A 16,183-nucleotide genomic window follows, 5' to 3' on the forward strand; every position below is an offset into this window, starting at 1 on the left:
TGATTTCATGAATTTTATTACACCTATCTTTTTCTTATTGACCGTATTTCTATTAGCGGTTATATTATTTTATTTATTTCGAAAACAATATGACAGACAAGTAATACCTTCAACCCTCCTTTGGCAACAAGTAATGCAGGAGTGGCAGGCTACTAAATGGTGGAAAAAATTACAGAATCACTTACTACTGTACCTCCAGCTCTTTATATTATTACTTTTAATAGTAGCCCTTACTAGGCCTTTTTTGGGTATGAATGTGTTATCTGGTGAACATATTGTAATAGTACTTGATACATCTGCATCTATGACTGTAGTAGAAGAAGCGGATGAAACGACCCGCTTTACAATTGCAAAAGGCGAAATGGAGGAGTTGATAGATCAACTTGATCAACAAATGTTAACTGTTATTTTAGCGGAAGAAGTACCAACCATACTATTTTCGAATGAAACGGATCCGAATGTCATGAAGTCTAAAATTAACGAAGTAACTCCATCTTACCAGCATGGTAATGTGGAGAAAGCGATAGACCTTGGTATCCAAATATTATCAGGAACAAGTGGAGAAATCCATGTTTATTCGGATTTGGTAAGGAAGGAACAAGTCAATACCAACTATTTACAAAATAAATTAGTCGTTCATAGCATTGGAACTTCTAAGGAAAATCTATCATTGCATACATTTGGTGTATCGCAACATACTGACGGAATAAATGGCTTACTAACCGTTTACAATGAGTCAGAAGAAGAACAGCTTGCTAGAATTACAATTGAATGTGATGGGCAAGTACTAACATCGTTTCAAGAATTAATTGGGCCAGGAAAATTAGTACAGCTTCCTATATCAGATTTACCAGTTAAACCTTATTATAAAGCTGTTTTGAATTATGAGGATAACTATGTAGTCGATAACACGTTGTTTGCTTTTTTAGGAGAAAATACGTCGCCTACTATTCATGTTGTTGGTGAGATTAATTCTTTTACGGCGAGAGCATTAAATTACTTCACTACAGATCTCATCCAGTCCGATAACCTTTCAAATGAAACAGACGAAAATGTTATTTATATTTTAGAAGATGCACCAGATAATGAATGGCCAAATGGACCGGCGTTAATTTTTTCCCCTACCGATGGGGAATCAATTCATATAAAGGATAAAGAGAATTTACAAGATCCGGTACAAATTATAGAAGATACTTTATTTCAATATGTCGATATGGAACAGGTTTACATTCAATCAAGTAAGCCATATGTCATGCGAGAATTAGAAACAATACTCGCAAGTGGGGAAATGCCACTTATTAGTAAAGGTTACTATAAAGGAAATCCTATTATTCTAGTTGGATTTAATATATCGGATACAGATTGGCCATTACATTCTAGTTTTCCAATATTTTTATATAATGCTATTAACTTTTTAACTGAGAAACAGCAGTTTTTAGGTTATGTTAAACCAAGTGAAAAATTACCTGTATCCCATGATAGTCAAGCAACTAATGGTGTCATTGTTAATGAAACTGATCAGGAAGTTATGAATGTAAATTTAGATGAATCCTTTATTCAAGCTCCCCGTATACCAGGTTTATATAAACTTATAGAGGAAACGGAAGGTAGTAAATCAGAAAGACTATTCACAGTTGCTATAGATACCGAAGAAAAGTATATTCATACAGGCACTAGTTTCATAGTAGAAGCTAATGAAGAAAATGCTATTAATAGTGAAGAAAAGCCGAATGAAATATGGCATTGGTTAGTGTTAGTTGCATTCGTAGTATTATTAATCGAATGGGAGGTTTATCGACGTGGGATTACAATTTGAAGAACCATTATTCCTCCTATTACTTATTCCTGTGTTATGGCTATTGTACCATTTTTGGCGTAGTGTTACATTAAGCTCCAATACTGAGAAGAGAATCATTATTACCCTTCGTTTTCTTATATTTACATTAATTATTCTAGCTTTGGCAAACCCAACTATAAAGTTTCCTGTGGAGGGAGTAACAACTGTTTTTGTAGTAGATCATTCCGAAAGTTTACGAGATCAACAGGATAACATGTATGAGATTATGGAAGAAGCGATTGAAGGAATGAGCGAAAAAGATACGTATGCGATTATTTCGGCTGCAGAAGATGGACAAGTTGTTCAGGCTTTATCTAAACGAGAAAAAGGGATTATTTCTAATGTTAATCCAGATAATACCTCCTTTACTAATTTAGAGGAAGGTTTACAAGTAGCATCAAGTTTAATCTCGTCTAGTTATAACGGAAGAATAGTTCTATTAACTGATGGAAATGAAAATATTGGTGATGTTAAAAGGCAAATTAGTATTCTAAATTCACAGGATATAGAGGTAGATGTTATTCCCTTTAACACTACGATTGAAAATGATATTGTATTAGAGCGTTTTGAGGTACCTAGAAATCTTTTTTTAGGGGAACAGACGACCATTCATACGAATGTTTCTAGTACAATAGACACAACTGCAAGACTCCGTATTAGTAAAAACAATGAACTGGTTATCGATGAAACAATACAAATAAAACAGGGGACTAATGTCTATTCCTTTGATTACTTGATTGACTCTACTGGTACACATAGCTTTCAAGCTGAACTAAGTTCAGAAGGAGATGAAATTCTACAAAATAATGTAGGATACGCCATTTCTACTGTAGAAGGAACCCCTAAGGTGTTACTAGTTGAAGGTTCTCAAAATGAAGCAAGTAATATTGAACATGTATTTGATGCATCAGGTGTAATCGTTGATACGATAAGTCCTACTCGTTTACCGACTACGTTAACAGGCGTATTAGATTATGAGAGTATTGTCTTTAGCAATGTATCTGCTACCGATGTTACACAGGTACAAATGGATGTTATTGAAAGTGCAGTTAAAGATTTTGGATTAGGATTCATAATGACTGGTGGAAATAAAAGCTATGGTTTAGGTGGGTATTTCAAAACGCCAATCGAGAGATTATTACCAGTGGAAATGGACTTAAAGGGTAAGAATGAATTACCATCTTTAGGACTTATTATTGTATTAGATCGCTCAGGAAGTATGGCAGGATATAAAATGGATCTAGCCAAGGAAGCTGCAGCCCGTTCTGTAGAGTTATTACGTGAAAAAGACACATTAGGTTTTATTGCTTTTGATGACAGCCCATGGCAAATAATTGAAACTGGCCCACTTGAAAATAAAGAGGAAGCGGCTGAACAGATACGTTCTGTATCTGAAGGTGGGGGAACGAATATTTTTCCAGCGCTTGAATTAGCATATGAACAATTAACGCCATTAGAACTGAAGAGAAAACATATCATCCTTCTAACGGATGGTCAGTCGGCAACAGATCATGATTATATGGAAATTATCTCGAATGGGTTAGAGGAAAATGTCACATTATCAACGGTAGCTATTGGTAGTGACGCAGATCATATGTTATTACAAGAATTAGCAGAAGAAGGAAATGGTAGGTATTATGATGTGTATGATGCATCTATCATACCGAGTATTTTATCTCGTGAAACAATTCTATCGACTAGAACATACATTGAAGACAATCCGTTTTTCCCTATGTATATAGAAGGAACGGAATGGAATCCTATATTTCAACAAGGTGTTCCACAAATGAATGCATATGTGGCAACTGAACCAAAATCAAGAGCAGAAAAAATTTTAGTTAGTGATAAAGGAGATCCAATATTAATTAGATGGAAGTATGGATTAGGAAATACTATTGCTTGGACTTCTGATGTAAACGGAGAATGGGCAGGTAACTTTCCAATATGGGAACAATGGCCAAATCTTTGGAATGAAATGTTAACGTGGAGTTTACCGTCTTATCAGCAAGAAATGTATCATGTTCAACAAGAGGTTAACGGAAAAGAAGTAATCTTATCCGTTTCTTCAGATAACAATAATGTTTTACCACTTGAAGCAAGGTTACTAGATGAAAAGGGAAATGAAATAGATGCTCAAATAAGACCGACTGCACCTGGAGAGCATGAAATAACATTCCAAGCGGAAACCGGCGTATATTATTTACAGTTATCAAAATTAGAGGATAATCAAATTTCTAGTACGTATCAAACTGGGATAGTAGTTCCTTATTCGAAGGAGTTTGATCTTGTTTCAAAAAATAATTTGTTATTAAACGAAATAATCGATCTAAGTGACGGACAAATTATTGAAGATCCAAAGGATGCATTTCGAGAGATAGTAAATCGGAGGGTTGATAGTCAACCAATATTCACACAACTTTTGCTTGCTTCCTTTCTATTATTTTTTGTTGAGATTGCAATTAGAAGGTTTGGAACGATTCCCATTCTTGCAAAGCTAAATCAAAGAAAAGAAAATTTAAAGAAAAAGCATGAAGGAAAGAAGAAAACTCTAAATCAAACGTTTGACCAATTAAAGTCAGCTAGTAAAAAGAGAACAAGTTCTCCAATAACGACAAAGAAGCAAATTCAACATGTGGAAGCGAAGCCTAAAAAACAATATAATAATAACGTATCTTCAACCTCCGAACCTAAACCATCCTACATACAGGAAAGTACAGAAGATCGTATGAAACGCTTATTAGATGCAAAAAACAGAAAAAGTAGATAGAAGTAGGAGATTTTAACCAGGGTATCAATAGGTAAAAGAAGTAAGAAAAAATTCATCCACGAAAGATGTTATTAGGGATATAAAGTGTAACTACAATAGATGATAAGTTGCTTGAATAGGCAAATAGAACAATACCGAATCTAATTTGGTAATAATAAATTATAACTACCTATAGGTAAATATAATAAAACAATCACAATCAGAGTCTAATTGAATGTGATTGTTTTATTATATTTAAAAACTCATTTTAAATGAGATCACTCGATACATCAGACGTGCATCTCTACCTAATTTATCTCTCCTATGCAAGTATGGTTGGAGCTGTCTTAAAAACACATCATCACAAACTCTTCTTGAAACAGGGTTACGATAGCAAATATCATGTTGCATGCAAAAATAGTCGAGTTGATTGGTGGGTGTCCCTGGACCACTACATCTTGGCCCACAGTATCGATATCCCGGTAAACATACCATCTTTATCCCTCCTTTATCTGCAACATTATTGAAAATATATAAGTTTTTAAAACTATATATGTTATTGGGCTAATATAAGAGAGATGAGATTAATTGCAGCTGAAATGAAGCATACAAATAGATTAATACAATTTATTCAGGTATTCTGTATAAGTGAAAATTTTTGTCAGATTATTTGAAAGTAGGAGAGAGGGTTTATATGCAGAATATAGCTATAAATAGAAAAATGATTGTTACATTACTTCTAGCTGGATCTTTTATTGCCATTTTAAATCAAACGTTAATGATTACAGCAATTCCTCCAATTATGGAAGAAATGGGAATTACACCAAACACTGCTCAATGGTTAACGACAGTGTTTATGTTAGTAAATGGGATCATGATCCCGGTTAGTGCATTTTTATTAGAACGATTTACGACAAGACAATTGTTTATTACCGCAATGAGTATATTTGCAATTGGAACGTTAGTTGCAGGAATTGCTCCTAATTTTTCTACATTATTAGTAGGGCGAGTTATCCAATCCGCTGGAGCGGGGGTAATGTTACCTCTTATGCAGACTGTATTTCTAATGATATTCCCTGTACATAAACGTGGTGCAGCTATGGGCTTAATTGGTTTAGTCATCTCGTTTGCACCAGCTATTGGTCCCGCCTTATCTGGGTATGTAACAGAGCATTCTTCATGGAGATTGTTATTCTTTATTATTCTGCCAATTGCGATTATCGATATTGCTGTTGCCTTTTTTGCGCTGAAAAATGTCACGGAACTGCAGAAGCCTAAATTAGATATTATATCAATTATTTTATCGTCTTTTGGATTTGGTGGATTACTATATGGGTTTACATCTGCCGGAAATAATGGGTGGTTCGCTTTGATGACTATTCTATCACTAGCTGTTGGATTAGTAGCACTTATTGGATTTATATTACGTCAATTAAAATTAAAGCACCCTATGCTCGAGTTCAGAGTGTTTACTTATTCTATCTTTCCTTTAGCTGTTGCAATTGGAATGATTACTTTCATGGGATTAATCGGGGTGGAAACGTTAATACCTCTTTATATGCAAAACATGCGTGACTTTACTGCCTTCGAAGCAGGGCTAGCATTGTTACCTGGGGCATTAATAACAGGTTTCATGTCACCAATAACTGGTAGAATATTTGATAAATTTGGTGCCAAGAAATTAGTTATGGTTGGTTTACTCATTATAACTGTTTCATCACTTGCTTTTATTAATTTAGATACGACAACATCATTTGCCTATATGACTATTATGTATGGAATTCGAATGTTTGGTCTATCTATGGTCATGATGCCAATAGCTACTGCTGGTTTAAATCAATTACCAAAACGATTAATTCCGCATGGTGCAGCGATGGATAACACGATGAGACAAATTGCAGCATCTATTGGAACTGCCATACTCGTTACCGTTATGACGACATCAGAAGAAAGTGCAATAAGTAAGGAAATAGTAAATCCTGATATTTACGGTGCAAATATAGCATTTATCGTGGTAGCTGGATTATCCTTTATCGGATTGGTCATTTCTTGTTTTATAAAAGACCAACGACTACCACAGGAGGAATTAGAGAGAATAGATCAAGAGAGATTAAAAGAAAGAGAACTTAAAGAAATAGAACAATAGAAAAATTATAAATAGCCGGATATCCTTTTAGGGTATCCGGCTAAATTTATGACACAAAAAAGCCCCTCTACCATTGTAAGTAGGGGAACTAAACATTATTAAGAACCTATGTTCGTTATGTGGGACATTTTAAATAAAGCCCTATATTGGCTAACTTTTATAATATTAGTATAAATCATTTTGTAATATAAGTCTATATTTTTCTGAAATTTTAATTTATCGTTGAAAATACCTGGCTGGGGATATTTATGAGGGGGGTAAAAACGTTGAAGTGGCTTTCCTGGGATTTAAATTTAAAAACTAGATTGATAGGTGAAACGCTCTTTAATATGTTATTTTGGATGTATTTTCCGTTTTTGACAATATACTTTAGTGATACGCTTGGGCTCGTTGAGGCAGGTTTAATGATGACGGCACCTTCATTAATTAGTATCTTTGGCGGAATGATTGGTGGCTATATTACCGATCAATACGGAAGGCGAAAAATTATGCTCATTGGGGCATTTATGCAGGCTCTTTTCTTTGCACTATTTGCACTATCCTTTTCCCCTTATATGGATTACATTGCTTTTCTTGGAATAAGTCTTGGTAAGTCTATCTACCGGCCCGCAAGTTCGGCAATGGTTGCTGATTTAGTTCCTGAAAATGAAAGAAGGAGTGTATTCGCGACTTTTGTATCAGCTAATAATCTAGGAGCGGTTTTCGGTCCGATCATAGGTGCCGTTTTATTTTTCCAATATCGAAGTGAGCTTTTATGGACTTGTACGGTAGTTACGTTTCTCTATTCCATTGCTATCTTTTTCTTAATCAAAGAAACGATACCTATAAAAAACGAGGAAGATGTACAAAGGATGAAATTAATATCAGTAGTAAAAAATCAAGTTCTCAACTATCTCGTCATACTTAAAGATAAAGTTTTCTTTCTATATATACTTGGCGGTATTTTTATAACTATATCGATTATGCAATTGGACCTTTATTTAGCCATTTATATAAGAAATTTTGTTCCAACGCAAAATTTATTTTCTATAGGAGCCTGGACAGTACATCTAAGTAGTGAAGAAGTGTTTGGTTGGATGTTAGGACTTAATGGATTATTATTTGTTATTTGTGTAATCCCGGTAATCAACATGTTGGAAAAATGGAGTGATAGAAATTCTTTGATTCTAGCAGCCAGTTTATCTGGAGTAGGTATGTTTTTAGTTGGATTGACGACAAACGCATGGTTACTATTTGGAATTACAATCATTTTAACTTTAGGTGAAATCATTCATGGACCTGTCGTACAAAACTTTATCAGTAAGTATGCACCAATAAATGCAAGAGGACAGTATATGGGGGCATCTGATCTTCAATACTCACTCGGGAGATTCGCTGCACCAATTACAGTTGTATTTTCTGTATCATTATCTCCAATTTTAATATTTGGCTTTATTATGACCTGTGCAATAGTTAGTGCAATAATCTATATCATTATGTTTAGGTTATTATCAAATATATAGCGTGAGGTGTAGTAGTGTTAACCAATGAATTAATTATTCCAGTTCCCTTTATCGCTCGATGCGCTAATTAAGTATCCTAGCAAATAAGCAACTACCAATTATAAATTCATAGTAAGGTGCACCGATGTATGCGTGCTACTCAGATTACAAAGTAATAATATTTGTTACAAATCTCATTAGAATATAGAGGTGTCAATACTATATCCATGTTATTTTATTCATATATTGCATTTATTTTCCAATTAATTAGATGGAGCATTTGTCCATTAACTTAAATAGTACTAGTATTTTTAACTGATGAGTATGGTTTATTAACATTCTAAACAGTCTTAATGGAAAAATAATCCATAATTATTACAAAAAACGTGTGCTATGATGTGGTTGTAAGTTGATAAACAAATTTTCATCGAAAAAGGAGCGGGAAGTTCAATGTTTAAAAAAATAGGTATTGTCACAGCCTTATCAGCGACTTTAATTTTGGGAGCAGCTTTTGATACGGCAAATGCTGAATCAAATACCTCATATAACTATAAAGTCTACTATTCAATTAATGGAGAAAATGGTAATTTAAGTAGGGAAGATGCACAAGTTAAAATTAATGATTTATTCAATAAATGGATGGAGAAATATCTAATTGATTGGGAAGATTCAAATGAGGAACCAGTTCAAAAAGAAGAACCTTCTCAACCAGAAAAGCCTGAGCAAAACCAAACGCAGGTAAGTGAACCAACGAAAGAACAAGCACCTGTACAAGTTCCATCTAAAGAACAAGTAACACAAGAAGAACCAGATAATGGCCAATCTAATATTTCTGAACTTAGTCAATTTGAGCAAGATGTAGTCGATCTTACTAATCAAGAAAGAGAGAAGTATGGTTTATCACCGTTAAAAATCGATTTAGAATTAAGTAAAGTAGCGAAAGAAAAATCTCGTGATATGGCATCAAACAATTACTTTAGCCATAATAGTCCTAATTATGGTTCGCCATTTGACATGATGAAAAGCTTTGGAATAACTTACCATACTGCAGGAGAAAATATTGCCAAAGGTCAACGCTCTCCAGAGGAAGTAGTCAATGCATGGATGAACAGTGAAGGTCACCGTGCCAATATTTTAAACGCGAACTTTACACACATTGGTGTAGGATACGTGGAACAAGGAAACTTGTGGACACAACAATTTATCGGTAAATAATTTTTATACATGAAGAGATTAGCGGTTCTGCTAATCTCTTTTTTGTCATTACTATACAAATAGTTTTTAATATATTTTTCAACTATAAGCATATTACTTGGTGTTAGTACTAGGTTCTATATTATAATAATAGACATTCCTCTTTAACTGTCTCAGTACGGTTAGGTGGATATTATAAAAAAGATTGGAGATTATTATGACATCAAAGATTAAACTACCTACGTATAAATATTACACAAATGGTGAATGGAAAGAGAGTAATACCGGACAGACTATTGATATTCAGTCTCCGTATCTTTCAGAAACATTGGGTAAAATTCAATCGATATCACAAGATGAAGTTGATGAAGTAATTAGTTCCGCTCATGACGCTCAGAAATCGTGGGCCAAGGTTTCATTACAAGACCGTGCGAACTACTTATATAAATGGGCAGATGAACTAATCAATATGCAAGATGAACTTGCAGAAATTATCATGAAAGAAGTTGGGAAAGCTGCTAATGATGCCAAGAAAGAGGTAGTACGTACAGCTGACTTCGTCCGATATACAGTTGAAGAAGCACTCCATATGCATGGCGAAAGTATGATGGGGGACAGTTTTCCTGGTGGATCAAAGTCAAAGCTTGCCATTATTAATCGTGTACCAAGAGGGGTTATACTTGCGATTTCTCCGTTTAATTATCCAGTAAACTTAGCAGCAGCTAAAATCGCACCAGCATTAATGGCAGGAAATGCAGTTGTCTTTAAACCAGCTACACAGGGTTCCCTAAGTGGTATTAAGATGATTGAAGCCTTAGATAAAGCTGGACTACCAAAAGGTATATTAGGATTAGTTACTGGCCGTGGATCAGTAATTGGTGATTATTTAGTAGAACATAAGGGAATAAATATGATTTCTTTCACTGGCGGAACAAAAACCGGTGTACAGCTTGCTAAAAAAGCAAGTATGGTTCCATTAGTACTTGAACTAGGTGGAAAAGATCCTGGTATTGTAAGGGAAGATGCTAATTTACATGAAGCTGCGAAGCATATTATAAGTGGAGCTTTTTCCTACTCGGGACAACGCTGTACAGCAATCAAACGTGTATTAGTTCATGAAAGTGTAGCTGATAAGCTAGTAATCTTGTTAAAGGAACAAGTTGAAAAGCTAACGGTGGGATCACCAGAAGAAAATAGTGTAATTGTTCCATTAATTAATACTAAATCAGCAGATTTTGTTCAAGAGTTAGTCAATGACGCTGTAGAAAAAGGAGCAACAGTAGTAACTGGAAATAAAAGAGAAGGGAATTTAATTTATCCAACTCTCTTGGATCATGTAACAGAAGAAATGGATGTTGCCTGGGAGGAACCATTCGGACCAATTCTTCCTATTATACGAGTTTCTTCAGATGAAGAAGCGATCCGTATTGCTAATGAATCAGAATATGGCTTACAAGCTAGTGTCTTTACTAAAGATATAAATCGAGCATTCGCAATTGCCAACCGAATTGAAGCAGGTTCTGTTCAAATAAATGGTCGTACTGAACGTGGCCCAGATCATTTTCCGTTTATTGGTGTTAAAGGTTCTGGTATGGGTGCACAAGGAATACGTAAGAGTCTAGAGTCTATGACACAGGAAAAAGTAACAGTATTAAATATAGTAGAATAAAGTATTAAATATAGTAGAATAATTAGTTTAATGATCAGGGATATTTTCCCTGGTCTTTTAATTTTAGACTATAAGTAGTTTATATCGTAAATGACCAGTTGCACAATAATACTAACGATTAAAACACAATTATATTTTTTGTTTTTAGTAAGTATTATTGTGAGACTGTAGAATTAGCCAATTCGACGAAAAACGTAACATTTCTATTTAAATTTACATTATAGTTCGTACAGTTACATTATAGATAGTAAATTTACAATAAAGTTTATAAACAAATTTTTACAACCTCTGCCCTTAAATAGGACAGAGGTTTTTTTTGTTGGTTACTATATAGTGAGTGAAAATCCTACAAATAATCGTTATTATTTAGGGACTGTCTGAGCTAAGAATTGCTTTTTTATGTTAAAATGCATATAGGATTCTGAATTTTAAGTTCTTCAACTAAATGTACAGGTTAGTGGAAGAAAGGGTTACAAATAATCAATTAGGGGTGAAAAGGATGAAAGAAACCATCATTCAATATATGAAGCGTTTTTCAAATTTAAGTGATGCTGAACTTGAAAAAATAGCTGATGCTCTCCAGGTAACCACCTTTGAAAAAGGAACCATTTTATTACATCAAGGTGAGGTTCCGGACAAATGTTATTTTATCTTAAAAGGGTGTGTACGACAGTATGCGGTAGATGAGAACGGGAAAGAAGTCACCTATAACTTTTTTACTGAAGAGGAGAGTGTCACTATATTTAACCAGAATGCGAATGATTTATCCTCCAACTATACAATCTGCTGTATGGAAGACTGTGTTTTAGTTGAAGGTGATTTAGCAATCGAACAGGATATGTACAACTTATTTCCTGGTTTAGAAAAAATGACGCGCAAAATCATAGAAAACAATATCAGTGAAATGCACTATGATTTTGCAGCGTTTATGTCCTCAACTCCCCAAGAACGATACGAAGAACTACTGAAAAAGAGACCCGGGCTGGAAAACAGAGTACCTCAGCACCAACTAGCAAGCTATCTCGGTATAACCCCTGAATCATTATCTCGGATCAAAAAGCGCATTAATTAGGGTCACTTTTGAATTTGTCTATGGTCATATTTTTCTTCCTTTCAACAAAAGCCAAATCCCAAATGCAAGCTCCCCAATTGTCATTGGGATGATTAAAACCATTTCGATGAGAGAAGTTGTTTTGTCTAATTGTGGAACGAAACCATGTAAAACATGAGTTAGCATGTAGCTTCCACCTGCTATAACTAATAGGATACTGATGACTTTTGGAATGTAGTTCGACTTCAATGCAATAATTCCTATCAAGATTAGATGTGCACCGAATATGATTAATCCTAGTGACCAAATAGAATCGAATGCCGACATGGATGCCATAATATCAGAGGGTGCAAGTTCAGTAACTTCACCAGACATTTGTTGGCGAACTAGGTTGCTCGAAATCAATAGGTGGGAAACTGCCATGGCTAAAATTGCGGTGTAGATAAGACGAAGCCACCCAGCCAAAAGCGATAATTCACGATGAATCGGTTTCAAGAATACATAAAAAGCCCATGAAACTAAGATATCCGATAGAATTATCACAACCCATCCAAGTATTCCCAATTGGAATAAAGATAGCGATGCTTCGATATTTTGTAAGGTGATGACAGCTTCAGCACTGACTACTAATGAATTATGAACATACCCATACGAAAAAGCAGCAGCCATGCCCATAATAATTAAGGATATTCCAGCAATAACGGCGGGAATGTGTTGACTATTGAACGAATTACTTTGATTTGTCATGTAAATCCTCCTTTTTCAATTTTATTTATTGTAATGGAGGAAGTCAGGGACCTCATTGACTTAAGTCAATAACTTCTAATCTTTTCTGTATGCCCAAAGACTTTTTACCTTATTTAAAGCGACATTTACTTACATAGTACCTTATAAAACTTTTGCAATTACATTTTTAGTCTTTGGCTATTTCAATTTTTTCTTTAATAAACGGGAACTAAAGTAAATTTGATTAGCACAAGGGGGGATAGCCTTAAAGGACGGTCTCATGGGAAATTCAAATGTTTTTATTAAGTTATTAATATTATTTGGATAGTAAAAAAAATAAGCGATATTTTCATCATCAAAGGTAAGTAAGAAGGGGTTTTCCGTTACAGGAATAAATAAGATTACTTCATCTATTAAAGCATTAATCCATTTATTTTCTTATTGGTAAGATGGATCTAACGGGATTAAATCATATAACCTTAGTCTGAAATTGGTTTGAATGCAAAGCAGAGTAAATACAAAAATGCACAAAAAGATATAATTGACCAGTGACACAAAAGTACTGAAGTTATAAACCTTGTTAAATTAAGGTTTTTTATTTTTGTTTTAGTATAATTGTGTCACTAAATTATGACACAATTATACTAAATATACGTTCCAATGACACAAAAATACTTAATATATGTTATTCCTCGTTTTAATCCATATTTCATTTATCTGTTTTAATTCTATAGAAATATATTTAGGAAATTTAATAGTGAAAGTCCTAACCGTGGAATGGTTTGTGATAAATTTAAAGGAATTATTATTTTTGGATACCAAGAATCACAAATGATTATAAAAATGCTCCAATGAATTAACCATTTATTCCTTCTGAACGATTTATTCTAAAAAACTCGCATTTTTCTTAATTGAAATTTTTATACTCGTTACTCAATATAATGATTATTTTTTATAATGGCAGTAATCCACATTAGAGCCGGATAAGTAAGTAGTTTAGCTAAGTTTTATGTGTTTATGTTAAAATACATATAATAGTTCGAATATTAAGTACTCCGAATAACGGAGTAAACTAGTTAATTTAATAGCGAATTAAATAGATAAACACAGAGAAAAAGGGGGAGTAAAATAATGATTGATGAACAAAAGGCTATTACTTCAGTATTGGAATTTCTACACGATGAAAAGAGAAGGACTTTACTTGTAAGAGGTTACGATAACGAAGCAAAATTAAAGGTAGTTCTCTCCTGCCTAAATAAAGAGTTTAAACTAGGAATTATAAGAACAAGTGCTATGACTGACATAGCAGATCATATTAATCGAGCTTTTAAAAGGGATTTGTTACCTAGCGCTGTAAAATCAACAGCTACATATAAATTGGGGAACATGACTGTTAACATAAACAGTTATGTAACTCATACACAATCTAATCCTAAAGGCAATGAGAATACTTTTACTTTATTTTACCCTGTACAACTGGTTCTAGATAATCCTAAAAGATTAAGCAGATTTATAGATGAAATAGATAAAATAAGATCTAAGAAAGTAATATTAATCACCACAAATGAGTGGAGTATAGAAAAATGGGATATTGAAAATTACATGGATGAAGTTTACTTTTATAACGTAGAAAATGACAACCTACAGTTAATCAGAAATCTAAAGAATAACGGTGCAATCTAAGAATCAGGAAAGAATTGAAAGTACCAATGTGTGGTTTTTTCGTTGTAGAACTGGCTGGATTGCCAAAGTAGTTTTACTACACATAGATTGGGAGGGGTAGGATGAATGGATATTTTTTTGGAGAATTTAATCCAACTGCAATTATCTATGATGGTTTTTTTACCTTGAATAACGGCACAAATACACTTAAGATAAAAGGCACTATAGTAAATTCTTTTAGTTATATATATGAAATAAAATTTACAGGTGAAATAATAGATGATATCTATAACAATATACTTAACTCCCAGTTACTAGGAAAATATACTCTACAAGCTGGCAATTTCGTTGGCGAAGGATACCTTTATAGAATATGTGGGAATATTGTATTCGGCAAAATTCTTAGGGAAATACAGTATGAATTAAAAGAGATGAACAAACTAACCTTTTCTTTAGTAAATCTAATACCTATAGGAGATAAAGTCATAGAAGAAGAACGTAGAACATATCTTGGGTTTTCTTCTCTATTATTTGATGATTGGTCAATAGAATTAGAGAAGAAAATAGATTATAAGCAAATATACGAAGAACTGGAAACACACAAAGGATTTGCTAATACACACATTGGTAAACTTACCAATAAAAACAATGAGAATTTCACCTATAAAGACGCTAAGGTAATTTTGAACAAATTATATTCATATTTGTCATTTATTTGCGGGAGAAGAATTTTCCCTTGCGAAATAAAAGGGTATAACAACCTAGAGTTGGTTTTTTCTAGTTATGAAAATAAACTGATAGATACCTGGTCAACTCTTAATACGTGGTATCCTAAAAACAAAAAAGAAATATTTCCGGAATTATTTCAAAACTTTTCTTTACTTTGGGAAAGGGAGCCTTGGAAAAGATCAAAGAATTTACTGCTTGGTACCTATTTTGAGTGTTTCTCACATGTAACACTTGAAAACAGGATTACAAATATCCAAATAGCATTAGAGCTGATTTCAAAATTGTATCTAGTAGATGATATGAAAGAATTGTCTAATAGAAAATTCAAAGGGAAAGATACTACTGAGAAATTAGAACATTTATTTATAAGTATGGGAATAAATTTAGACTCACTATTTGATTATATTAAGAGAAAAAATCTAGATACTGACAATCCAGTTGAATTTCTTGTAAAAGTTAGAAATTCTATTGTTCATCCAAAGAAAAAAGTTATGCTTTCATATGAAAACTTAAGTTGTGCATATCATATTGGTATATGGATGCTGGAGATGTGTGTATTAAGACTACTTAATTATAGTGGTAGATATAATAACAGATTATCAAAGAACAAATGGCATGGTGATGTAGAAAATGGAGGTAGCTATTACAATGTACCGTGGCTTAAATTATAATGAAGTTCCTAGTTTAGTAAATACTTTTAGGTGCTTATGCACACTACCCAATTACACTGTGACAATGAGTAACGGCACATGAATAAGAAGGCATGCTATTCCTGTGTTAGCAATCGATATGAGTTATATTTTATTTACCGACACAATTTTTTACCATTGGAGAAGAATACTATGTATCAAGAGATTAGTGTTGTAACCGTAAAGGAAGCCTCAAGTGTTAGTATAAGATATCTTACATTCTTACCATGATTTACTTTGCTTATAGTTAACT

Annotated in this window: 11 protein-coding genes; 9 read left to right on the top strand and 2 right to left on the bottom strand. The window is 33.5% G+C overall.

Features of this window, described 5'->3' with window-relative positions; all coding sequences use genetic code 11:
* The first annotated feature begins 7 nt into the window (after positions 1-7).
* The gene (locus AB1K81_RS05110; RefSeq protein WP_412975568.1) at positions 8-1,816 is read left to right on the top strand and encodes a vWA domain-containing protein; all 1,809 of its coding nucleotides are present in this window, start codon (positions 8-10) and stop codon (positions 1,814-1,816) included.
* Entirely contained in the window at positions 1,800-4,604 is a 2,805-nt protein-coding gene (locus AB1K81_RS05115) for a VWA domain-containing protein (protein WP_412975569.1), read from the top strand. The genes AB1K81_RS05110 and AB1K81_RS05115 overlap by 17 nt, the downstream gene beginning before the upstream one ends.
* A 234-nt stretch (positions 4,605-4,838) precedes the next feature.
* Here the strand turns inward: AB1K81_RS05115 and AB1K81_RS05120 are convergent, their stop codons facing one another.
* On the bottom strand, positions 4,839-5,078 hold the full coding sequence (locus tag AB1K81_RS05120) for a Parvovirus coat protein VP1-like protein (protein ID WP_412975570.1): 240 nt from the start codon (positions 5,076-5,078) through the stop codon (positions 4,839-4,841).
* Positions 5,079-5,277: 199 nt separating this feature from the next.
* On the opposite strand from AB1K81_RS05120, the gene AB1K81_RS05125 reads away from it, so the two are divergent.
* From AB1K81_RS05125 to AB1K81_RS05145, 5 genes are all read left to right on the top strand, one after another.
* A complete protein-coding gene (locus tag AB1K81_RS05125; protein ID WP_412975571.1) occupies positions 5,278-6,729 on the top strand; it encodes a DHA2 family efflux MFS transporter permease subunit in 1,452 nt (483 codons plus the stop codon).
* A gap of 266 nt (positions 6,730-6,995) precedes the next feature.
* Entirely contained in the window at positions 6,996-8,231 is a 1,236-nt protein-coding gene (locus AB1K81_RS05130; protein WP_412975572.1) for an MDR family MFS transporter, read from the top strand.
* A 429-nt stretch (positions 8,232-8,660) separates the two neighbouring features.
* Entirely contained in the window at positions 8,661-9,425 is a 765-nt protein-coding gene (locus tag AB1K81_RS05135; RefSeq protein ID WP_412975573.1) for a CAP domain-containing protein, read from the top strand.
* A gap of 196 nt (positions 9,426-9,621) precedes the next feature.
* On the top strand, positions 9,622-11,073 hold the full coding sequence (locus tag AB1K81_RS05140) for an NADP-dependent glyceraldehyde-3-phosphate dehydrogenase (protein WP_412975574.1): 1,452 nt from the start codon (positions 9,622-9,624) through the stop codon (positions 11,071-11,073).
* Between the two features lie 499 nt (positions 11,074-11,572).
* Complete coding sequence (locus AB1K81_RS05145) at positions 11,573-12,145, top strand: Crp/Fnr family transcriptional regulator (protein ID WP_412975575.1); 573 nt, start codon at positions 11,573-11,575, stop codon at positions 12,143-12,145.
* Positions 12,146-12,169: 24 nt separating this feature from the next.
* Here the strand turns inward: AB1K81_RS05145 and AB1K81_RS05150 are convergent, their stop codons facing one another.
* Positions 12,170-12,871 (bottom strand): DUF4386 domain-containing protein, encoded by a 702-nt coding sequence (locus AB1K81_RS05150; protein WP_412975576.1) that lies wholly within the window; start codon positions 12,869-12,871, stop codon positions 12,170-12,172.
* 1,110 nt (positions 12,872-13,981) lie between these two features.
* Between AB1K81_RS05150 and AB1K81_RS05155 the strand changes: the two genes are divergently transcribed.
* Together AB1K81_RS05155 and AB1K81_RS05160 are read left to right on the top strand one after the other, a co-directional pair.
* A complete protein-coding gene (locus AB1K81_RS05155) occupies positions 13,982-14,533 on the top strand; it encodes a hypothetical protein (protein ID WP_047982020.1) in 552 nt (183 codons plus the stop codon).
* 101 nt (positions 14,534-14,634) lie between these two features.
* Positions 14,635-15,912 carry a YopA family protein gene (locus AB1K81_RS05160; protein ID WP_047982021.1) on the top strand — a complete coding sequence of 426 codons (1,278 nt, stop codon included), beginning with the start codon at positions 14,635-14,637 and terminating at the stop codon, positions 15,910-15,912.
* Positions 15,913-16,183 lie beyond the last annotated feature (271 nt).

Source organism: Ornithinibacillus jepli, from assembly GCF_047228935.1.
Lineage (GTDB): Bacteria > Bacillota > Bacilli > Bacillales > Amphibacillaceae > Ornithinibacillus.